This window comes from candidate division WOR-3 bacterium (genome assembly GCA_029858255.1).
In the GTDB taxonomy this organism is placed as follows: Bacteria; Hydrothermota; Tepidihabitantia; order SM23-42; family SM23-42; genus SM23-42.
Window position 1 is genome coordinate 23,951 of the sequence record JAOUFJ010000005.1, and the last position, 21,260, is coordinate 45,210.

Genomic DNA, 21,260 nt, shown 5'->3' on the forward strand with positions numbered 1-21,260 from the left:
GCTAATTTCTAGGACCGAATATTGCAGTACCGACTCGGATCATGGTTGATCCTTCGGCGATGGCAACCTCATAATCTGCGGTCATACCCATCGAGAGGACCGGAAATGGCTGGTCAAATTCCTGGGACATTTCATCTCGCAGATCGCGCAGCATACGGAAACAGAGTCTCGATGCTTCAGGGTTTTCAATTGCCCAGCCGGGGCCAATGGTCATCAAACCCCGTACATCGATCTTCTTGCATTTCTTTACACTCTCATAGAAATCGAAGGCCTCATTTGGAGAAATCCCGAATTTCGTAGGTTCTTTGGAGGTATTAATTTCGATCAAACATTCGATCTTACTGGTCGTGCGTTTTTCGATCTCCTGGGCAAGCCGCAGGGAATCGAGGCTCTGTATCATTTTGAAGATTTTCAATGCCTCCTTCACCTTGTTCGTTTGAAGATGGCCGACCATGTGCCAATCAACCTTCTCGCCAATGACCGAATGCTTCTGACTTGCTTCCTGGACACGATTTTCCCCGAATATTTTGATGCCGCATGCGAGTGCTTCTTCGATTATCTCGGCCGGGAATGACTTGGAGACGGCAACGATGGTGATCTCGTCCGGATTCCGGCCGGAGCGGGCCGCGGCGCGATCGATCTGCATCATAAGCCTTTCAACGTTGTCTTTGATTGACATGGGCAATTATACGAAATTTGTCCGTAGTGTCAATCGTCGTTCATGCTATCACCAGTTGACTTTGTCTTTCTTTTTTGTATAATTGAACGAAAGGAGCTATATGGCAAGGAGATGCGCAATCTGCGAGAGAGGTGCACGTGTTGGTTCGAAAGTCAGCCACGCGGACAATGTGTCAAAGAGGAAGTTCCGTATCAATCTACAAAGAGTTAAAGTAAAAATGGACGGAGAGATCAAAAGGATTCTTGTTTGCACCAGATGTCTGTCTGCCGGCAAAGTAAAGAAGATCAAGTAACCAAGTGCCAAGATTTAACCCATTTGATTATTTTTTCATTTTAAGACCCCTCATTCTTATCCCGGCCTGGAATTTTCTCCTGATCGGTGCGTATTTGGCCAACCGTCAGGCCGCCTTCACGATCGATATCGTCATAGGTTTGCTCGCCTACACTTTTGTTGCGGGTGGAGGCTATATTCTGAACCAAATAATGGATATAGAAACGGATCGCATGAACAAGAAACTCTTTCTTCTCACCAGCGGCTTCGTGACCCGGCGGGCAGCCTACGCCGAGATAATCATCCTGTGGTTTTTGGCGCTCATCATGTCCTTCCGTTTCGGTTGGCTGTTTGTGGTTTTCATCATAGTCTCGATGTTGATGGGTGTTCTGTATTCGGTGCCTCCGATGAAATTGAAGGGCAAGCCGATCTTCGATACGCTGGCCAATGGTATCGGCTATGGTATGGTTAATTTTTCTATTGGCTGGTTGCTGGTGAGCACCTTTGCTCCGTTGATGTTCATTCGTTTCTTGCCATATTGTCTCAGCATCAGTGCGGTTTTTATCAATACGACCATCGTCGATGTTGAGGGTGACCGCAAGGCAGGAGAATTGACGACGGGCGTGTTCCTGGGGTCCAAGCTTTCCAGCATTTCATCGACGCTCATCATGGGCGCGGCGATCGTTCTTGCCTATGTGCAACGGGAATATATTTGCCTGATTCCGGCCGCCGTTTCCTGGCCCTTATTCGCATACGCAGCGGGCTATACGCTGCTCAGGGATGGAGTAAACAGGAAGGTGACCATCGCATCGTTCAGATTACCAGGTCTGATTTTTACGGTGATCACGGCGTTATTGTATCCCATATATTTCGTGGTTTTATTTGTAATACTTGTTTCGATGCGCATCTACTATAAAAAGCGCTTCGGCATGACGTATCCGACACTTGCCCGGGGTTGATCAAGATTGGCACATAGGTTTCATTCCATACGGGTACTTGGGTAACAAAAAAGGGATGGTTTTGCCATCCCTTTTTTGACATTTGTTCTGCTATTTAACTGCATTTTTGAGGTCGCGCCCTGCCTTGAATTTCGGCGCCCTCTTTGCTGGTACTTCGATGGTCTCGCCAGTACGAGGATTACGGGCAGTTCTTGCCTTCCTCTTCGAAACGGAGAACGTTCCAAAACCCACCAATGCTACTTTGTCACCACTTCTTAAGGCGTTGGTAGTTGCTTCGACAAAAGTATTCAAAGCAATACCGGCAGCACGTTTGGAAATCTTCGCTCTTTGTGCCATCCTCTCGATCAATTCGGCTTTCGTCATAATTGTTCACCTCCTTCCGTTCATCATTATGTATATTTTACACGTAATTCTAAGTTTGTCAAGTCCCAATTGACGTATTTCCAATGCTTGGCGAGACACTGCAACTTGCATTAAAAAGTTGACACGATGGCATTAATTATTATAATATTTTCAATGACTACGAAAATCGGTGTTCTTACCAGCGGCGGTGATGCACCCGGAATGAATGCTGGAATACGCGCTGTAGTACGAACCGCGTTACATAACGGGTTCCATGTGGTCGGTATCAGGGATGGCTATAATGGTCTGGTGAGGAATGAAATTGAAAAGTTCCATCGCGGTTCGGTAGCAAACATAATACAGCGAGGCGGAACGATATTGGGCACGGCGCGCTCCAAAGACTTTGAGACCGAAGAAGGTATGGGACAGGCAAAGAAAGTGCTGGATGAACACGGTATTAATGCACTCGTCGTGATCGGCGGAGACGGTACGATGCGCGGCGCCAAGGAATTTTCCGAGAGACATGGTGTGAACATGCTCGGGCTGCCAGGCACGATAGACAACGACCTTTACGGCACTGACTACACAATCGGTTTCGACACCGCGATCAATAACGCGCTCGAGGCAATCGACCGCATAAGGGATACCGCTGCCTCGCTTGAAAGGCTTTTCTTTGTCGAGGTGATGGGACGCCTGTCAGGGTTCATAGGACTTGCAGTCGGGTTGGCCGGAGGGGCTGAAGACGTGATGATCCCGGAGACGCCGACCGACATCAATGCTCTTGCCAACAAGATAAATGAAAGCATCAAGCGGGGCAAGAAATCAAATATAGTGATAGTTTCCGAGGGTGATGAAGCGGGCAATGCATTTGAGATCGCGGAGAAGATAAAGTGCCTGGTGCACGAGGATTACCGCGTCGCCGTGTTAGGTTACATACAGCGTGGCGGGACACCGACGGCAAATGACCGCATACTTGCCTCCAGACTCGGATTTGCTGCCGTGGAAGCAGTAAAGAAGGGAATATTCGGCTGCATGGTGGGTGAGATTAATCAGAAGATTGTCTACACGCCGTTTGCTGAGACCTACGAGAAGAGAAAGAAGATCGATCCTACCTACATAAAGATAATCGAGGTCCTGGCGACCTGATTTCCGAATATTTCCGCGCGAAGTCAATTCAAATTAAATGATGCTGGGAAAATGAATAATATCCTTCCTCGGATATTATTACGTGGTCAACAACGTTTACGCCAACGATCTCGCCGGCTCTGCATATCCTTTCCGTGATCTTCAGATCATCCTCTGATGGCTTTAATATGCCGCTCGGATGATTGTGTACCAGGAAGATCGCGCTCGCACTTTCGTTTATCGCGAATTGGAATACTTCGCGCGGATGAACGAGGCTTGCGTCAAGAATTCCCTTTGAGATCGTGTGGTCATTTGTGAATGTGTTTCGTCCATCCACCGAGGCGACCTTGAATACTTCATATTTCAATCCACCAATGAGCGGGTAATAGTACTTGTAGATATCTTCGGGATTCTTGAACCTGATCTTTGTGCTATTCTTGCTGGATAGCGAGCGCCTTCCCATCTCGAGCGCAGCCAGTATCGCAATTGCCTTTGCTCGTCCTATCCCGGGGATGTTTAGTTTCTCGATCTCACCAACTGATCTCTGGCTGAGTTTTTTCAGGCTGCCGAATCTGTTGATTATTTTCTTGGCCAGGTCTACAGCAGTAGTGTTTCTCGTTCCTTTACCGATGACAATGGCGAGCAGCTCGGTATCAGTCAGACCGTAGCATCCTCTTTCGAAAAACTTCTCTCGGGGACGGTCGCTTGCCGGCCAGTCCTTGATCTTCACCTATTTGAAGATGGCAAAACGGAGAATGAAACCCGCGAATACAATGGAAACGGTAGACATCAGCTTAATGAGTATGTTGAGGGACGGGCCGGCAGTATCTTTGAAAGGGTCGCCCACCGTGTCGCCGACAACCGAAGCCTTATGCTCTGGAGAACCTTTACCTCCCAATTCACCCTTTTCAATATATTTCTTTGCATTATCCCACGCACCGCCTGAATTTGCCATCATTAGGGCGACTGCAAAACCGGTGATGAGCGCACCAACGAGCAGTCCGATCACGCCGTTGGGACCCAGAAAGATGCCTATCACGATTGGAACCGTGACGACTAGTAATGACGGAACGATCATTTCCTTCTGAGCGGCTACTGTACATAGATGGACGGCCTGGGCATAATCCGGCCGCGCTTTCCCTTCAAGTAAGCCCTTTATCTCTTTGAACTGGCGGCGCACTTCAATTACGATCTTACTGGCCGTTTCGCCGACCGCCTTTATCGTCCGCGAGCAGAACAGAAAAGGCATCATGCCGCCGATGAAAAGGCCTATTATTACCTGAGGATTTGCCACGCGCAGGTCAAGGGCGGGGAAGATGCGTGCGATCTGGCTGCGGTATGCGGCCACGAGCGCGAGTACAGTCAGGGCGGCGGAACCAATGGCAAAACCTTTTCCGGTCGCAGCAGTCGTATTACCGATGGCATCAAGAGCATCGGTTCGTGAACGCACTTCTTCTGGCAATTCGGCCATCTGAGCATTGCCACCGGCATTATCTGCGACCGGGCCATAGGCGTCGGTGGCAAGGGTGATACCCAGGGTCGACAGCATTCCGACCGCGGCGATTGCTATGCCGAACAGGCCGTGCTCCGGATTGGTCGCACCGCCCGGCAAATAGAATGCAGCGGCTATGGCAATGGCCACCACGATGATTGGTGGTACGATCGACAGCATTCCCACACTAAGCCCTTCGAGTATTACCGTAGCCGGACCCGTCGTGGCTGCGGACGCGATGCCTCTCGTTGGTTTATAATTATCAGAAGTGAAAAACTCCGTCGAATATCCGATGAGAACTCCGCATGCAAGTCCAACGAGCACCGGCCAGTAGAAATTGAAATTTCCAGGCAGGAAATAGTATATGACGAATGCCGATATTATTGCCATCAGTATACCGGCTGCCCACACACCCTTTCTGATGGCAAAGAGCAGGGCCCGCTGGCTGGCTTCTTCTCTGGTACGGACGAGGAAAGTCCCGATCACCGAAGATAGCACTCCGGCCGCGGCAAGCACCAGTGGTATGACCACGCCACGCAGTCCCAGCCCGGCAGCAAAAGCCAGTGCCATGGCGGCGACGATAGAACCAACGTAGGATTCGTACAAATCAGCTCCCATACCCGCGACGTCTCCGACATTATCTCCGACGTTGTCGGCAATGGTCGCCGGGTTACGCGGGTCGTCTTCAGGAATATTCGCCTCGACCTTGCCAACTAAATCCGCACCGACATCGGCCGCTTTGGTGAAAATCCCGCCGCCGACACGCGCGAAAAGTGCCTGGAATGAAGCGCCCATTCCATACGCGACGATTGTCTGGGTAACCACGAGCAAACGGTTATCAAGAGGAAGTCCCCGGTATATCCAGTTCAGGAGTATAAACCAGAAACTAAGGTCAAGCAGGCTCAATCCAACGACCACAAAACCCATTACACCACCTGATGCGAAAGCAACGCGCAGCGCGCTGTTCAGGCTCGTCCGCGCCGCGTTGGCGGTTCTGGCAGATGAATTTGTCGCCTGAGTCATACCGATGAAGCCGGAAAGCGCCGAGTAGAATCCACCGGTAAGAAACATAAAGGGGACGAATGTTGGAAGCAACCTACTTAACGACAGCACGAGAAGAATTACGAACACGATCGCAAATATGATGGCAACGACTCGGTATTGTCTCTTCAGGTAGGCACGCGCACCTTCGCGCACGGCCTGTGCGATCTGCCGCATCATATCAGTGCCCTCGTCATGACGTTTCGTTGTTTTTGACAAATACAGCGCAAACAGCAGGGAAAGGAGCGACCCCATCGGCGCAAACATGACTATTGGTGACATCCTACCTCCTCAAATGGAAGATTTTTGGCTTTTCTTTTTTGTGTGCCGTTTTTGTTATGACTTCATGTAATTTACTGGCGGTCTCATCATCGATTTTACCGCCTTCGATCTTTCTGAGTGCGTTATCCATTTCTTCATAGGTAAAACCGATCTCTTTTTCATCGGTCTGTCCAGACCAGAGACCAGCGCTCGGGATTTTTTTTATGATCGATTCGGGGATATTCAATTCCCTGGCTAGTTCTCTGACTTCGCCTTTATATAGATCACCGATGGGCAGAATATCACATGCGCCGTCGCCGTATTTGGTGAAATAACCGAGCGAAATTTCGGTTTTGTTTCCGGTTCCGCAGACAAGGTAATTGTGTAGGTTCGCATGGTAATAAAGAACGATCATACGCAACCGGGCTTTCAAATTGCCGAGGGCAAGGCGGTCGCCGTCGGGCATTAACTTCAAGAGATTGCTGTAAACAGTTGTCAGATCGATATATTGGGTCTTTGTATTCAGAACATCAGCTACATCGGCGGCATCATCAAGGTCTTTGACGTCAGATTCGATCGGGAGGATAAGCCCCAGACAATTGTTCGTCGTTTTTCTGACCAGCGCGGCGCAGACCGACGAATCCAGCCCGCCGCTCAGACCAAGCACAAAGCCTTGCGTACCCGATTCCTCCAGTTGGCCTTTTAGCCAGTCAACGATTTGTTGAACAATATCCTTCCACATTTTGTCATGATTATAATAATAATACTGCAAAAATCAAGATTAATGACTCCAACCATGCTGCTCTCCATGTTGCCCATTTCGGTATTTAGCTAATTGGCTAAATACCGAAATACACCAGCCTTTCATAATATATACAAGTTTGGGTGTCTGTTTAACAACTCCGTTCTGTATCGAGAACTGATATCTGAGATTTTTTAACAGAGAGGAAATTCGATTAAATGAGAATAAGGTCATTGCGAATGCTGCAGAGTGGGGTGCGGCAATCTCTTGTGTGTGCTCTGTTGCGTCTGATGGTGGTGATTATTCCAGTTTAATAATCTTTTGGATATTATTTACTGAATCTGCCTCGAAACAGCACCAGTAAACACCGGCGGGTAACACCCTGCCCGGATTGTCTCTACCGTTCCAAAATAAACGGTGGGATCCTGCGGCATACGGCTGATCGCATAGAGTACGCACAGCCCGGCCCAGAGCGTTATAGACTACACACTTCACGTGCTGATCACGAGCGAGTTCATAGGATAATGTCGTTGTGTGGACAAATGGGTTTGGATACGGGACATTGAATACGTTACTGATCAATGGTACTACGACCGGCTTTTCCGCGCATCCTACGAAACCAATCCACGGGTCATAATCAACGTGGTCGCTCACCCTGTCACCGAGGCCGTTCGGATTATAGAGGGTATCGATATCTGATGTATCACGTGGACCGGTCGAATCGCCCCACCAATTATTTTCAGCGTAAATCCAGTAGTCGTTGTCTTCGTTGTAAATACCCCATTCAGTGTTTCCGTAAATTTCATTGAATTCCAATTGAGGATTGCCGCCAAAATAGCACCAGATTCCTCGCTCGTTGTTGGATATAATACTATTCTTAATAATGACGGTGCCAGTGCGCGAGAGTGTCTTTTCGCCATTCCCTGCGATTGATTTCTGATAGAGGTATTCTTCGGCACTGCGTGGTGATGTGACGAGAATGCCGAACCATCCGTTGCTGTCGATGTGGCAGTGTTCAATGATGCCCGACGTGTTAACGAAAGTGATTCCACGATTGGAATTTCTTATCGTGCTATGTCTGATTATCGTTGAATCGTTATAGCAATCAATGCCCCAACTCGAGTATTCGACAATGCAATGTTCCATGATGCCAGTACGTGATCCAGACATGAAGCGTATTGCGCCCCAGCTACCTGGTGCGGGGTTTGCTAGGGGCGATGTGTAGGTGATTTTCGATTGTTCGGTGCCGCAGGCGATAAGTTGTCCATGCACCAACATCGAAAAAAATATTTTGAACGTATTACCTGGATTGATTGTAAAAATGCCTGTACTATCAATGATAATATCCCCAAAGATCTCGCAGTCGACACCGCCCACTGCCGGATTCCAAACATATTCATCTTGGACAAGAACGTTGCCCTCGATATAGATGTCATGCGTGTTGTTTGCGAATTGGTTTGGCGTATGGAATATGGGCAATTTGGTCGGGTAACCGCCCATGTGTATGCCATAATCGTTATCAGTTATTGTGTTGGCGCCGAAATAAGCTTCTGATTCTAGCATATACGAATTGCCATAGCTTATACCAGCGACATTATCTGATATCTGGCAGCTGTCTACTGTAATGTTCCCGTTACAAAAGATACCGTCAATTTGATTATATCTCACAATCGAGTGCGAAATTCGCATCGGTGTCGCAGACGATGTTGTGACACCTCGACCATATTCGATGATGCAGTGATCTATCTTGGACGAATCGGTGGCCGAGCTGGAAAACCATATACCGTCCCAATCTCCCGGATTGGGGATAGGTTGGGACGAGGTGAACGTGATCATGCTATCCGCAGTACCGCAGGCGATAAGTTGTCCGTTGACGGCAATCAAAGGTCCGTGCATCTTGAAGGTGTTGCCAGCTGTGATCGTCAATTTCCCGGATGCTGCTATTGTGAGGCCTGAGTGGAGCACGCAATCTACTCCGCCCACCGCCGGATTCCAAGTCATATCCTCGGTGATGTCAAACAACGATCCCCAGATCTCTATGCCAATGCCGTTTTCACTGAAGTGATTCGATACTATGTAACATGGCATTGGACCATAATCGACATACACTCCACATGGATTGTTGCTGATGGCATTATTGCCTATCACAGGCAGAACGTTATCTACCATACCAATAGTGATTCCCGCTGCGGTATTATTCGTTATTTCGTTACTGTCTATCAACCCGCCTTTGATCTGCGATAGACCTTCGTTACAGTATCTGAGCAGCGAATTCTCAATGGCGAATACCTGTCCGCGGTCTATACCATATTGGGCATACTCGATGATACAATACTCCAGGTGACTTGAATCAACGCCCGGTGTAAAAAACCATATTCCGTACCAATCGCCAGTGCTCGGTGTCTGCTGATTTGATGTGAAAAGAATACTATCCTGTAGTGTGCCGCACGCAATAATGCGTCCGTAAATCTGAATACAGTGCCAATTCGATGCTTGTACTCTTACACCCGGCTGTATTGTCAGAGTGACTGTGTCGAGTACGAAGATGTCGTCGATCAAGTTATAAATCGTATCCGGTGGGTTACCAGTAGGCCCCCAGACTGTATTGGTGGCGATGACGCCGCCTACATTGGTGACGGCAAATACTTGTGCCGTTATGATTACATACGTACATACTATTAGCTTCACAGTTCCTTCCCTTGAGAAATATAACCAACGCGCAGTTCTTGTCAATTGAAATAAACCGGGACTTTAGCTCTGCCTCAGGGAGAACAATAGAATTGTCGTTCTGCGTTTCAGAAGCCAAGCCTTCCGCGCCCCCTTGATTTTGGACATGAATTACGGATAATCTTACAGTGAAGAATAAAGAATTGGCGCGTGTTTTTGACCGCATTGCAGATGCATTGGAATTTAGGGGTGAGATGGTTTTTCGAGTTCTTGCCTACCGCAAGGCAGCACGGGTGCTGGATGAACTCGTTGAAGATGTTGAGGTCTTGCACCGCGAAGGTAGACTCGATGAGCTTCCAGGTATCGGTGCTGGGATCGCGAAGAAAATTGTTGAGTATCTCGAGACCGGTAAAATGAAGAAATATGCCGAGGTCACCAAAGGCATTCCTGATTCTTTGCTGAACATGCTCGACATTCAAAATCTCGGGCCCAAAACCCTTGCCCTGGCGAATAAGATGCTGAAAGTGAAGACGATCGCCGACCTGAAAAAAGTGATTGCCAGCGGCAAACTCGCAGAACTTCCGCAGATGGGTGAGAAGAAGGTTGAGAATATAAGAAAGGGTATTGAACAGTATGAGAAGGGGCATGAGCGGCTCTCGATCGCAGTGGCAGAAAGAGTGGCATCCGAGGTCATCGCCTATCTGAAAGAAAATGCTACGATAAAGGATATCTCGCCGGCTGGTTCGCTGCGGCGCTGGAAAGAGACGATCGGTGATGTCGACGTGCTGGTGACCGGCAAGAATGGTGCAAAAATTGTCCGCGTGTTCACTGAATATCCAGCTACCGAGCGCGTGCTGGCAGCAGGTGATACTAAAGGTTCGATCATGGTCGAGGGCGGTGTACAGGTTGATCTCAGGATAGTCGAACCAAAGTCGTACGGTGCAGCTCTTCAATATTTCACCGGCTCCAAAGCACACAATGTCCGATGCCGCAACATCGCAAGAACCAAGGGAATGAAGTTGAGCGAATACGGATTATTCAAAGGTGAGAAAATAGTCGCGGGCAAAACCGAAGAAGAAGTTTATGAAAAACTCGGTCTTGGGTATATCCCGCCGGAATTACGCGAAGACCGGGGCGAGATCGAGGCCGCCCTTAAGAAAAAATTGCCCAGGCTAGTGGAATTGACTGATATCAAAGGCGACCTGCAGATGCACTCAGTATATTCCGACTCTTCCGCAACCATCGCTCAGCTCGCCGAGACAGCTGAACAATTGGGTTATCAATATATTCTAGTCACGGATCACTCGCGGTCGGCAAAATACGCCCATGGTCTTGAGGTCGAGCGCTTGAAGAAACAGTGGAAAGAGATCGATAGGATTAACAGGAAATCAAAAAAGGTGCACGTGCTCAAGGGTGTCGAAGTCGATATCCTGAAAGACGGAAGGCTCGATTACCCGGATAGTGTTCTCAAACATTTGGACCTCGTCGTTGCGTCGATACATCAGGGGTTCAAAAAAAACGTGACCGAAAGAATGTGCTCGGCAATGGAAAACCCGTATGTCGATATTATCGGCCATCCGACCGGAAGGCTCATTTCATCCCGCGAAGGTTATGTCGTGGATATACAGAAAGTCATTGAAAAAGCGGTCGAGACCAGCACCTGGCTGGAGTTGAATGCTTTTTGGGACCGCCTCGACTTGAGCGATGCTAATCTTAGAGTGGCCAGGGATATGGGCGTCATGATATCGATTGGTACTGACGCGCATGATACGCAGGGATTGTTGTGGATGAAGTTCGGAGTCGCGAATGCGCGCCGTGGTTGGCTTGAACCCCGGAATGTAGTCAATACCTTTACCTTGAAGAAGTTGCTAGCTTCGAGAAAACTGCACGGAAAATAACCGGCGTATTAATATTTGTAGATCTTCTTGTCTGATGTTAATTCGTAGAGATTTACCTTTGCGTAAGCAGAGTAAATGGTGTTGGGATAGTCTGAGATTATCTCGCCGAATGTTTGAATCGCCATATCCCGATAGTCCACGGTATCGGTGATCTCATAAAGCACCCGGCTCAAATATCCAATTTCTGACAGACCGAGCACGCGTTCATCCGGCGCCTGATACGCTGTACAGAAATCCTCCCACATACTCAGTTCTTGCTGGATTATTTGGACTGAATCCCGCCAGGGAAGGTGCTCGATACGGAAAATGTTGATGAGCCGGTACTGCGCCTTTGATGCGAATGGGTCATCGGGGAAATCCCTGACGATCATCCGGTAAATATCGCCATTGTAGTACTTCTGTTTGAGGCTCTCATTTTGCGCTATGCCTGGTATTGAATCATTATCATTCTTCTCAATTAGGGCTTCGAATGATTGCGCCAGACAATAAAGAGCTTCGGCCAGATAATTCGAGCCGTCAAAATAGCGGGCGAAAATATCCAAGAGGCGCGCAGCTTTTTCATATTCGCCTTCATCGAAATAGCCTCTGGCAAAAACAAATAACTCGTGTTCTCCTATCTCGCTATTCATGTCTACAAGCACATTCTTGTCTATTTCGCTGGATGTCGTGTCATACCTGACCGTATACCTTTCGTCGAGGTCGTCGAGGATGTCTACCATATCACCCGTATTCAGAATGCGCATTTTGTGGTCATTGCCATAAAACCAGACGTTATCGATGATTACAACGCCCGGATTGATCGAGATCACGAGGAAGACTAATGCTGGTATCATTATTTAAGTATACGGAATCGACTCGAATAGTCAATGGATTGTAATTCCGGTCAGCGCGAAATGAGATGGTAAGTAGTATGTAATATTAACTGCAGGATGCAGCAAAATCGACCCGGACGATGTATCATTGAATCAATTGACTTCATCATATTTTTGTGGTATCATAAAATGAGGAGGACCGAATGGCTTTCAACATCCTTGCGATCAATCCGGGCGCAGGCTCTACACGCGTGGCGCTATTCGCCGACGAAAGAGCGATCTTCGAGGAAAACCTAAGACATGACCCGGGCGAATTGCTGAGATTTCCCAAGATAATAGACCAGTACGAGTTCCGTAAGGATAAGATATTGCAGCTGCTGGAATCTGAAGAGGCGGATCTGAAATCGCTGCATGCCGTCGTTGGTCGTGGAGGTCCTTTCAAACCTTTGACCAGCGGCACGTACGTTGTGAATGAGAAACTGATCCAGGATATAAAATCGGGCAATTATCAATCCGAACATCCGTCATTACTGGGGGCGGTGATCGCAAAGGAGATAGCGGATGCGCTCAAGATCAAGGCATACTTCGTCGACCCCGTGTCGGTGGACGAATTCTGGGAACTGTCGAGATTCTCCGGTTTGAAGGAAATAAGGCGTAAGGCACTGAGTCATGCATTGAATGTTCGCATGGTAGCAAAAAAAACCGCCGTTGCGTTGAAGAAACCATACAGAGAATGTAGTTTTATTATTATCCATTTGGGAACTGGCATCACCGTGGCCGCTCACCTCAGGGGACAGCAGGTTGACTCGTCCAATGCGAACGAAGACGGACCCTTTTCACCGCAGCGAACCGGTGCTTTGCCGACAATACCTTTGGTGAAATTATGCTTGAGTTCAGGATGCCAGTACGATGATCTGAAGAAGAGGTTGAACCGTGAGGGAGGATTGTTATCTTATCTGGGCACGGATGATATACAGGAAATCGAGCAGCGGATCACTAAGGGTGATAAGGAAGCCGAATCCGTATACAATGCCATGGTCTATCAGGTAGCCAAGGAAGTTGGTGCATACGCCGTCGTGCTGAAAGGGGAAATTGATGCCATCATCATTACCGGCGGGATCGCGAACTCGGAGAAATTCGTATCGCAACTGAAGGATTGGATATCATTTCTGTGCCCGAAATTCTTCGTGTATCCGGGTGAAGGGGAGATGGAGGCATTGGCCCTCGGGGTATTAAGGGTCTTGCGAAAAGAAGAACAAGCTAACGATTACACCTGATGGGGACAGGCATACACTTTTTACATTTTTTGTATTGCAGGAAAATGCATTGCTTAATAGATACCTATTATCGTGTTCTTATCAATATAATCGGGGTGTGAAGCACAAAAAGTGTAAAAAGTGTATGCCTGTCCCCGGGTTTGTTGACATTGTTAATTCTTTATGTATAATACTGGCACATCATGAAATCACTACTGTCGGGTAATGAGGCAGTTGCCCGGGGAGCATGGGAATCAGGATGCAGAGTAGCCACCGCATATCCGGGAACACCTTCGACCGAAATAATTGAGAATATCACTAAATATAAAGAGATAAACGCCGAGTGGTCGATCAACGAAAAAGTCGCCCTTGAAATTGCGGCTGGAGCAAGTTTTGCGGGAGCGCGGGCGCTGGTGGCAATGAAACACGTGGGCCTGAATGTTGCGGCTGATCCTTTCTTCACAATGGGGTATTCAGGCGTGACCGGCGGAATCGTAGTGGTGTCGGCCGACGATCCGGGTATGTGGTCGTCACAGAATGAACAGGATAACCGTCACTACGGCCGTCATGCCAAAGTGCCTATTCTGGAGCCCTCGGATTCCAACGAAGCGAAGATTTTTACGAAACTTGGTTTTGAGATCTCCGAAAAATTCGATACTCCAGTATTGTTGCGTCTCACGACAAGAATATGCCACTCATCATGCCTGGTAGACCTCGAAAAGAGAAAGGAATCAGAAATAAAAGGGTATGTGAAAGATATCAAGAAGCGACTTGTTTTGCCGGCGCATGCGCGTGCTCTGCATTTAATGGTCGAGGAAAGGCTAAAGAAACTTGCCGCGTACAGCGAGATTTTTCCGTTCAACAAAATCGAGTGGGGAAAAATGACGCTCGGTATCATTACGTCGGGCGTCGCGTATCAGTATGCAAAAGAGGTTTTTCCTGAAGCGAGTATCTTGAAGCTGTCCTTGACCCATCCGATCCCCAAAAAGTTGATTGAAAAATTCGCGCGAAAGGTTAGAAAGGTCGTCGTTGTTGAGGAAGGTGATCCTATTCTTGAGACCGAAATCAAAGCGATGGGAAGAAAGGTTACTGGCAAGGATAAGATCCCGTTGTGCGGCGAGCTCACGCCACAGATTCTGAGAACCAGTTTTTCGAAAAAGCGAAGGAGCAGTATCAAGCGAGCGGAAATTCCTGCACGACCGCCTGTTTTATGCCCGGGCTGCCCGCATCGTGGTGTTTTCTACATTTTCAACAAGCTTAAACTTGTGGCAACAGGTGACATCGGATGCTACACGCTCGGTGCTTTGCCGCCACTGAGTGCCATGGATACTTGTGTTTGTATGGGTGCATCGGTCACCAACGCGCAGGGTATGGAGAAGGCATTAGGTGGTGAATTCAGCCGGAAGTTGGTGGCGGTGCTGGGTGATTCGACGTTCTTTCATTCCGGCATCACCGGTCTTGTGAACGCGGTATATAACAAAGGATGTCTGAATCTTGTGATACTCGATAATTTTACCACGGCGATGACTGGACATCAACCCCATCCGGGTACGGGTAGACTGGCCGGGGGCGAGCAGGGAAAACGCGTCGCGCCTGAGGATATTGCCAGGGGATGCGGCGTGGAGATGGTCAGGGTCGTAAATCCCAATGACCTGAGAGCAGCTGAATCAGCGTTGCGCGAGGCGCTCGATTACAAAGGTGTTGCCGTTCTGATCTTCAGAAGGCCCTGTGCTTTACTGGTGAAGCCAAGACTGCCCTACCGGATTGACACGGAACAATGCAATGGGTGCCGGCTCTGTCTGCGTATTGGATGTCCGGCGGTCAGTTTGACCTTTCCTGCGAAGCGTGAGAAACCTCTTGCAGTAATAGATGAGTCACTATGCGTTGGATGCGGCCTGTGCGTGCAACTTTGCCAGCGTAGTGCAATCCTCGTGACGAAAGAATCAGATGCATAGAAAAAAAATCAACGGAACCAGGAATATCGTTATATGCGGGGTAGGTGGTCAGGGTATCATTCTGGCTTCGGATGTATTATGTCACGCGGCTTTCCTGTCCGGGTATGATGTTAAGAAAAGTGAGGTACATGGTATGGCACAGCGTGGCGGGAGCGTCATTACCCATGTCCGCTTCGGTAAAGATGTGCACTCACCGCTCATTGAGCAGGGCACTTGCCATTATATGCTGGCTTTTGAGAAGCTGGAAGCGCTGCGTTATACTGACTACCTTGGCAGAGACGGTCATATCATTGTAGATGATCGGGAGATAGCGCCGATGAGCGTTCTGGTTGGCGATGCTAAATACCCGGCTGACATCGAACAAAAATTGCAGAAATTTGGCGCAGTGCATCTTATTGATGCCACGAACATTGCCATTGACTTGGGTAATCTTCGTGTTGTCAACATAATACTACTGGGCGTGCTTTCAAATTTCCTGGATCTCGAAGATAGATACTGGCAGGATGCTATAAAGCAGAATGTCAAGGAACGATTCGCAGAATTGAACGTCAATGCTTTTAACCGCGGCCGAGAGCTCACCGGTTGAACCCCAGTCCACATTTACGATACGGAGTTGAATTCCAAGAAAAATAGATGATAGTAAAGAGAATGAGCGTTGGCGACGAAGCGATTGCCAAACTTGCCATCCAGAAGTTGAAGAATGAAGCACCGATGCACTTACGGGTGCGTCTCGATACTGAATACCTGCGCGAATTCTTGTCATGCGAGAGGAATTACTTCCTGGTGACGTTGATTGGTGAACAGCCTGTGGGTTTCATTCTGGTATACCGCTTGATGAGGGTGGATAGGGACCAGGATGTGATGTTGTTCTATGAGATCGTTGTCGATGTAAAAAATAGAAATCATGGAGTTGGCAAACTTCTGATCAAAGAATTGAAGAATATCTGCCGTGAGGAAAAGATAATGAAGATGTGGGTGCTGACGAACAGATCAAATCTGGCGGCTGTGGGATTGTATAAGGAAACCGGTGGCATTGAGGATGAAAGTGGCGACGAGGTATCCTTCACCTATTTGCCTGATTACGAGTAGAAGAAATGCAGCACACTGAGATTGAATTCCTTTTACTGGATAAAAATAACGCGAGCGCGGTCAAAGAATGCGCCAAATTGATGTCTACATCCGAGCCGTGGATCACTCTAAGGCGTACCTTCGGTGATGTAATCAAAATTATCGAGGATGATACAAGCGAAGTGCATTTGATGAAGCTTCAAAACAAGATGATCGGTTTTGCGATCATAAAAATGCGCGGTGCGTTCGTCGGCTATATCCAGAGCGTTGTCATAGAACCCCGATACAGGGGAAAGGGAATAGGAGAATGGTTCATAGGGTATCTCGAGAGGCGGATTCTGTCCGAACAGCCGAACATATTCATTTGTGTATCATCATTCAATCGCGATGCAAAGAGGCTGTATGAGAGATTAGGATATGAGACGATCGGTGAACTCAAAGACTATATTGTACGTGGTTACTCTGAGATATTAATGAGAAAAACGGTTTCGCCGTTCAGTGAATTTCATCCCGGACGTAAGTGATCTCGATAGGTACTACATTCAACTACGCCATTCCCTTAAGAGACCAGTTGCCGCTGATAAAAAAGGCGGGGTTCACCCATATCTCACTGGGTGCAAAACTAGAGCATTCTAACTACCTGGAAAGCGAGGGGAAGAAAATCATCAGGACGATGGTCGAGAGCCACGGCCTTGCGGTTTGTTCGATCCATACGCCTTTTGGCAAAGACCTAGATATATCTTCACCGGATAAAGGTATTTCGGACCGTACTGTCGAGATATACCGAAGGTGTATCGAGTCCGCCCAATTCCTCTCGGCAGGCATTGTCATATTCCATCCGACGGCTTATTTGAGTTCTGATCGTATCGATAAGCGTAAAGACGTTTTGGTGGCAAACGTAGGAAAATTGCTCGATCATACCGGACAAGGATCCGTGAAATTGGCGGTCGAAAACGATAGCTACGAGCCGACGAACGATGTGTTGAGCCATTCATTGAACGAGATCGCGGATTCCAGGTATGGATTTTGTTATGATGCATCGCACGACAATCTTGTGGAACGGCCCCTGGCACTCTTGAAACACTACGGCCACCGGCTTGTGACCACACATATTTCGGATAATCGCGGAAGAAAGGATGACCACATGCTGCCCTTTGAAGGGTTCTATGACTGGGATGGATTCTGCAAGGTTTTCACGCGGGTCTGTTTTGACGGAGTCTTCTTGCTTGAGGTGGAAATGAGGGAGTCAGCCTTCGAATCGCCGGTGGAATTTATCATTGAAGCATTCAGACGGGGAGAGAAACTAAGAAAGGCTTGCGGGAAGTGAAAAAACAAGACACAAGACGCCGACAGGGTATTGCTTACACGGCTATGGCATTCTTTATATGGGGCGTGCTGCCGTTTTACTGGAAGGCGCTTGGAGAAGTTCCTGCACTTGAAATACTTGCTCACAGGATACTGTGGTCTTTTATCTTCATCGCACTTATTCTGGCATTTCAGAAGAAGATCTTTGTCAGAAAGCTCTTAAGCGATAAGAATACGCGAAGGGCACTTCTTCTCACGAGTGGTCTGATCGGTCTCAACTGGTTTACGTATGTCTACGCCGTGAATAGCGAACGTATCGTCGAAGCAAGCATGGGTTACTACATAAATCCCATTTTGAGCGTTTTTTTAGGGATCATCATTCTCAAGGAACGGTTGAATTTGCTCCAGCTCGTGGCTTTCCTATTCGCTTGCGCAGGAGTCGTCTATTTAACCTTAGACTACGGAAGATTCCCATGGATATCCGTACTACTTGCCTGTGCTTTTGCGCTTTATGGTTTGTTCAAGAAAACAACCGATGTTGATTCGATGTCCAGTTTGATGATCGAGACTATGTTGCTCGCGCCTATTGCGCTTTTTATCGTCATATACCAGACACTCACCGGCAGGGGTGCGTTGTTCAGTCTTTCCCTGTGTAGTGATCTCCTGCTCATTGGAGCAGGAGTAGTGACGACAATGCCGCTTTATTGGTTTGCTCAGGGTACGAAGCGGATTCGCCTATCGAGTGTTGGATTTCTACAGTACATTGCGCCGTCTCTCATGCTCCTGATCGGTGTTTTCGTGTATAACGAAACCTTTACCTCCGCCCACTTAATAAGCTTCGGTCTCGTCTGGTGCGGCCTCATTCTTTACACGATTTCGCTGATGCGTGGGTCCGGAGCTTGAAGCGGGTCCGTTCGAAATATGATTTCTACAAACGATTCCTGCGCGTTCACTGAAGATAATTCATTGACATCTAATGGCAATAGCAATATAATTATTCAATATTAATGGCTAATATCATCAAGTGCCGAGGTTTTGTACTCCGTACAGCGCCATTCAAGGAATCCAGCCTGATAGCGTCTGTGTTAACCAACAAATCAGGGAAGGTTAAGCTGCTGGCAAAAGGCATCCGGCGCCCTAAGAGCAAGATTTGCGGGGCGATGGAACCTTTCAGTTTTGATGAGGTTATCTTCTATAAAAGAGAATTCAAAGACATCTATACATTGAGCGATGCCGTAGTCATCGACAGTTTCCCGGAGATAAGAAGTGATCCCTTTAAAGTAAGCGGCGCAATGGTACTGTGCGAGTTCTATGATAAAACTCTTCCAATGGAGGAGACCGATACCATGGTTTTCACAGAGTTTCTTAGATTCCTCAACGGGTTGCGCAAAGCCGGTTCGCAGGCAGTGCGCGCGCTGGTCATTGCCCATCTCATTAAGGCTTTCTCCAGTTCCGGTGTGATGCCGCATCTGGATGATTGTGTTCGGTGCCACAAGCCAATTGGAAGCAGCAACGGCAAAATAGATTTCAGTGTTTCTGCGGGTGGGACCGTTTGTAGTAAACACCATGATGATACTGTGGTGCTGCTGAGTCGGCAGACCGTTGATGCACTCAAGAATACTTATCAGCGGGCGCACGTTCAAATCGATAGTAGTGCGTTGACCGAAATAGAGAATTTTGTAGCCGATTATATGTATGTCCATTTGAATAATCTGCGCCTGCATTCATTGAAGCACTTCAAGTAATGGCTGCACTTATAGCAGGTATTTTGGGGTTCAGTTTTCGAGATGATTTAGATTCTCGTACGAGGTGAAAACATGACGAATATTGTGCTCACCGGTCCACCCCGGATCGGCAAGACAACAATAGTAAAGGCGGTTATATCAGAACTAACAGATAGATGTGCGGGGTTTTATACCGAAGAAATCAAGGAGCAGGAAGAAAGAGTTGGATTCCAGCTCATGACCCTGAGTAAGAATAGTTGTACTTTGGCGCACAGAGAAATAAGAAGTCATTCGCATGTCGGGAAATATGGTGTCGACCTCGATTGCGTTGAAGATGTGGGTGTTGTGGCCATTAAAAAGGGAATAAAGACCGGTAAGATCGTAATCATAGATGAGATCGGCAAAATGGAGGTATTGTCGCGGTCTTTCAGGCTTTCAGTTCTCGATGCCTTAGATTCAAAGAGTCCGGTCTTGGCTACGATGTTGTTCAAACGGCACCCTTTTTGTGACAAAATCAGAGCGCGCAAGGATGTAGAGGTGCTCGAGGTAACCGAGGGGAACAGGGACAAGTTAGTAAAGATCATTCTGGACAAATTGTTGCAGTAAGCAGGTTGCGAAGAGACTTCCTGCTGATTTTATAAGTTATTACTCTTTTTGGGAAGGCAATTCCAGAGGACAAACTTTAAGCTTCATTAGACTGCCGCCGCGCAGTACGGTTACCACATATTCAACGCCCGGAGGATTCTCATCAAGAAAACGGTGTAGATCGTCCACGTTAGTAATCTTCTCATGCACAATATTCAGGATAATGTCATTAGGCAGTATCTTGGCGTGATCTGCCGGGCTTTCTGGTGCAACATCTACTACACGGACACCACTTTCCTGTTGCAGTCTTAGCGCTCTTATTGTCCGTCGTGTAAGTGGTGACGGTTGTGCAACGACACCAAGGTAACCACGGCTGACTTTGCCATTTGATATGAGCATTTGTACCACGCGCTTGATTATATTTATGGGTATCGCGAAACAAAGACCTTGTGCCGGGTAGATAATTGCCGTGTTCATACCGATTACTTCGCCGCGTGAGTTGACGAGTGGGCCGCCCGAGCTGCCCGGGTTTAGTGAAGCATCCGTCTGAACGATATTTTCGATTAGACGGCCGGTGGTCGAGCGTAGTGTGCGGCCAAGCGCGCTTATGACGCCGGCAGTGACCGTGCACTGAAAGCCAAAAGGATTGCCGATAGCAACGACGAGTTGACCCACTTTGAGAGTTTGGGAATTCCCCAATGACGCACAAGGAAGGCTCGAGCCTGGTATTCTCAAAACAGCAGTGTCAGTTGCCGGGTCAGTTCCTACGATCCTGGCCTGGAATTTGCTGCCATCATTCAATCTTACATCAATTACGCTTGCTTTGTGAACGACATGCTCGTTGGTCAGCACATATCCATCCGGCGTGATTATCAGTCCGGAGCCAGCACCGCTCGGCTGATTTCTTGCGTTGAACACGCTTATGTTAACTACTGCCGGGCTTATCGTTTCCGCAACACCTACCACCGTACGTGAGTAGGCGTCGAGGAGAGCGCTATCATCCTTTTTTTCATTCTTTGCGCAAGGCAGATTTTTCTCGGTCAAAGTTGACATTTTGAAGTCCGCTATTTAGATTGTGT

At 48.0% G+C, this 21,260-nt stretch carries 21 protein-coding genes; 13 read left to right on the top strand and 8 right to left on the bottom strand.

Going from position 1 to position 21,260, the window contains the following annotated elements; translation table 11 throughout:
- Position 1: 1 nt before the first annotated feature.
- Positions 2 to 679: a YggS family pyridoxal phosphate-dependent enzyme gene (locus OEV79_03850; GenBank protein MDH4210558.1), complete on the bottom strand. Its 678-nt coding sequence runs from the start codon at positions 677 to 679 to the stop codon at positions 2 to 4.
- Positions 680 to 779: 100 nt separating this feature from the next.
- Here OEV79_03850 and rpmB point away from each other — a divergent pair, with 100 nt between their 5' ends.
- Together rpmB and OEV79_03860 are read left to right on the top strand one after the other, a co-directional pair.
- Entirely contained in the window at positions 780 to 971 is a 192-nt protein-coding gene (gene rpmB, locus OEV79_03855) for a 50S ribosomal protein L28 (protein ID MDH4210559.1), read from the top strand.
- A 4-nt stretch (positions 972 to 975) separates the two neighbouring features.
- Complete coding sequence (locus tag OEV79_03860; GenBank protein ID MDH4210560.1) at positions 976 to 1,908, top strand: UbiA family prenyltransferase; 933 nt, start codon at positions 976 to 978, stop codon at positions 1,906 to 1,908.
- Positions 1,909 to 1,998: 90 nt separating this feature from the next.
- Here the strand turns inward: OEV79_03860 and OEV79_03865 are convergent, their stop codons facing one another.
- Entirely contained in the window at positions 1,999 to 2,271 is a 273-nt protein-coding gene (locus OEV79_03865) for an HU family DNA-binding protein (protein MDH4210561.1), read from the bottom strand.
- Positions 2,272 to 2,424: 153 nt separating this feature from the next.
- Between OEV79_03865 and pfkA the strand changes: the two genes are divergently transcribed.
- Entirely contained in the window at positions 2,425 to 3,396 is a 972-nt protein-coding gene (gene pfkA / locus OEV79_03870; GenBank protein MDH4210562.1) for a 6-phosphofructokinase, read from the top strand.
- Positions 3,397 to 3,424: 28 nt separating this feature from the next.
- Here the strand turns inward: pfkA and radC are convergent, their stop codons facing one another.
- The 4 genes from radC to OEV79_03890 form a co-directional block, all read right to left on the bottom strand.
- Positions 3,425 to 4,105: a DNA repair protein RadC gene (gene radC, locus OEV79_03875; protein ID MDH4210563.1), complete on the bottom strand. Its 681-nt coding sequence runs from the start codon at positions 4,103 to 4,105 to the stop codon at positions 3,425 to 3,427.
- The gene (locus tag OEV79_03880; GenBank protein MDH4210564.1) at positions 4,106 to 6,190 is read right to left on the bottom strand and encodes a sodium-translocating pyrophosphatase; all 2,085 of its coding nucleotides are present in this window, start codon (positions 6,188 to 6,190) and stop codon (positions 4,106 to 4,108) included. It abuts the gene before it with no gap.
- 1 nt (position 6,191) lies between these two features.
- On the bottom strand, positions 6,192 to 6,911 hold the full coding sequence (locus OEV79_03885) for an NAD+ synthase (GenBank protein ID MDH4210565.1): 720 nt from the start codon (positions 6,909 to 6,911) through the stop codon (positions 6,192 to 6,194).
- 300 nt (positions 6,912 to 7,211) lie between these two features.
- Entirely contained in the window at positions 7,212 to 9,599 is a 2,388-nt protein-coding gene (locus OEV79_03890) for a right-handed parallel beta-helix repeat-containing protein (protein MDH4210566.1), read from the bottom strand.
- A 167-nt stretch (positions 9,600 to 9,766) separates the two neighbouring features.
- Here OEV79_03890 and polX point away from each other — a divergent pair, with 167 nt between their 5' ends.
- A complete protein-coding gene (gene polX, locus OEV79_03895) occupies positions 9,767 to 11,476 on the top strand; it encodes a DNA polymerase/3'-5' exonuclease PolX (GenBank protein ID MDH4210567.1) in 1,710 nt (569 codons plus the stop codon).
- Positions 11,477 to 11,484: 8 nt separating this feature from the next.
- Here polX and OEV79_03900 read toward each other — a convergent pair whose 3' ends face one another.
- The gene (locus tag OEV79_03900) at positions 11,485 to 12,309 is read right to left on the bottom strand and encodes a hypothetical protein (GenBank protein MDH4210568.1); all 825 of its coding nucleotides are present in this window, start codon (positions 12,307 to 12,309) and stop codon (positions 11,485 to 11,487) included.
- A 182-nt stretch (positions 12,310 to 12,491) separates the two neighbouring features.
- Here OEV79_03900 and buk point away from each other — a divergent pair, with 182 nt between their 5' ends.
- The 9 genes from buk to OEV79_03945 all read left to right on the top strand — a co-directional run bounded on the left by buk (position 12,492) and on the right by OEV79_03945 (position 20,202).
- Positions 12,492 to 13,565 carry a butyrate kinase gene (gene buk, locus OEV79_03905; protein ID MDH4210569.1) on the top strand — a complete coding sequence of 358 codons (1,074 nt, stop codon included), beginning with the start codon at positions 12,492 to 12,494 and terminating at the stop codon, positions 13,563 to 13,565.
- A 182-nt stretch (positions 13,566 to 13,747) separates the two neighbouring features.
- Complete coding sequence (gene iorA, locus OEV79_03910; protein MDH4210570.1) at positions 13,748 to 15,499, top strand: indolepyruvate ferredoxin oxidoreductase subunit alpha; 1,752 nt, start codon at positions 13,748 to 13,750, stop codon at positions 15,497 to 15,499.
- The gene (locus OEV79_03915; GenBank protein MDH4210571.1) at positions 15,492 to 16,085 is read left to right on the top strand and encodes an indolepyruvate oxidoreductase subunit beta; all 594 of its coding nucleotides are present in this window, start codon (positions 15,492 to 15,494) and stop codon (positions 16,083 to 16,085) included. Before iorA ends, OEV79_03915 begins: the two co-directional genes overlap by 8 nt.
- Positions 16,086 to 16,132: 47 nt before the next feature.
- Positions 16,133 to 16,588 carry a GNAT family N-acetyltransferase gene (locus OEV79_03920; GenBank protein ID MDH4210572.1) on the top strand — a complete coding sequence of 152 codons (456 nt, stop codon included), beginning with the start codon at positions 16,133 to 16,135 and terminating at the stop codon, positions 16,586 to 16,588.
- 5 nt (positions 16,589 to 16,593) lie between these two features.
- Entirely contained in the window at positions 16,594 to 17,091 is a 498-nt protein-coding gene (locus OEV79_03925; GenBank protein MDH4210573.1) for a GNAT family N-acetyltransferase, read from the top strand.
- Complete coding sequence (locus OEV79_03930) at positions 17,088 to 17,894, top strand: sugar phosphate isomerase/epimerase (GenBank protein ID MDH4210574.1); 807 nt, start codon at positions 17,088 to 17,090, stop codon at positions 17,892 to 17,894. The genes OEV79_03925 and OEV79_03930 overlap by 4 nt, the downstream gene beginning before the upstream one ends.
- On the top strand, positions 17,891 to 18,775 hold the full coding sequence (gene rarD / locus OEV79_03935) for an EamA family transporter RarD (protein ID MDH4210575.1): 885 nt from the start codon (positions 17,891 to 17,893) through the stop codon (positions 18,773 to 18,775). The genes OEV79_03930 and rarD overlap by 4 nt, the downstream gene beginning before the upstream one ends.
- A 104-nt stretch (positions 18,776 to 18,879) precedes the next feature.
- Positions 18,880 to 19,617, top strand: a complete 738-nt coding sequence (gene recO, locus OEV79_03940; GenBank protein MDH4210576.1) for a DNA repair protein RecO — start codon at positions 18,880 to 18,882, stop codon at positions 19,615 to 19,617.
- A 72-nt stretch (positions 19,618 to 19,689) separates the two neighbouring features.
- Positions 19,690 to 20,202 (top strand): NTPase, encoded by a 513-nt coding sequence (locus OEV79_03945; GenBank protein MDH4210577.1) that lies wholly within the window; start codon positions 19,690 to 19,692, stop codon positions 20,200 to 20,202.
- Between the two features lie 39 nt (positions 20,203 to 20,241).
- Here OEV79_03945 and OEV79_03950 read toward each other — a convergent pair whose 3' ends face one another.
- A complete protein-coding gene (locus OEV79_03950; protein ID MDH4210578.1) occupies positions 20,242 to 21,234 on the bottom strand; it encodes a trypsin-like peptidase domain-containing protein in 993 nt (330 codons plus the stop codon).
- Between the last annotated feature and the right edge of the window lie 26 nt (positions 21,235 to 21,260).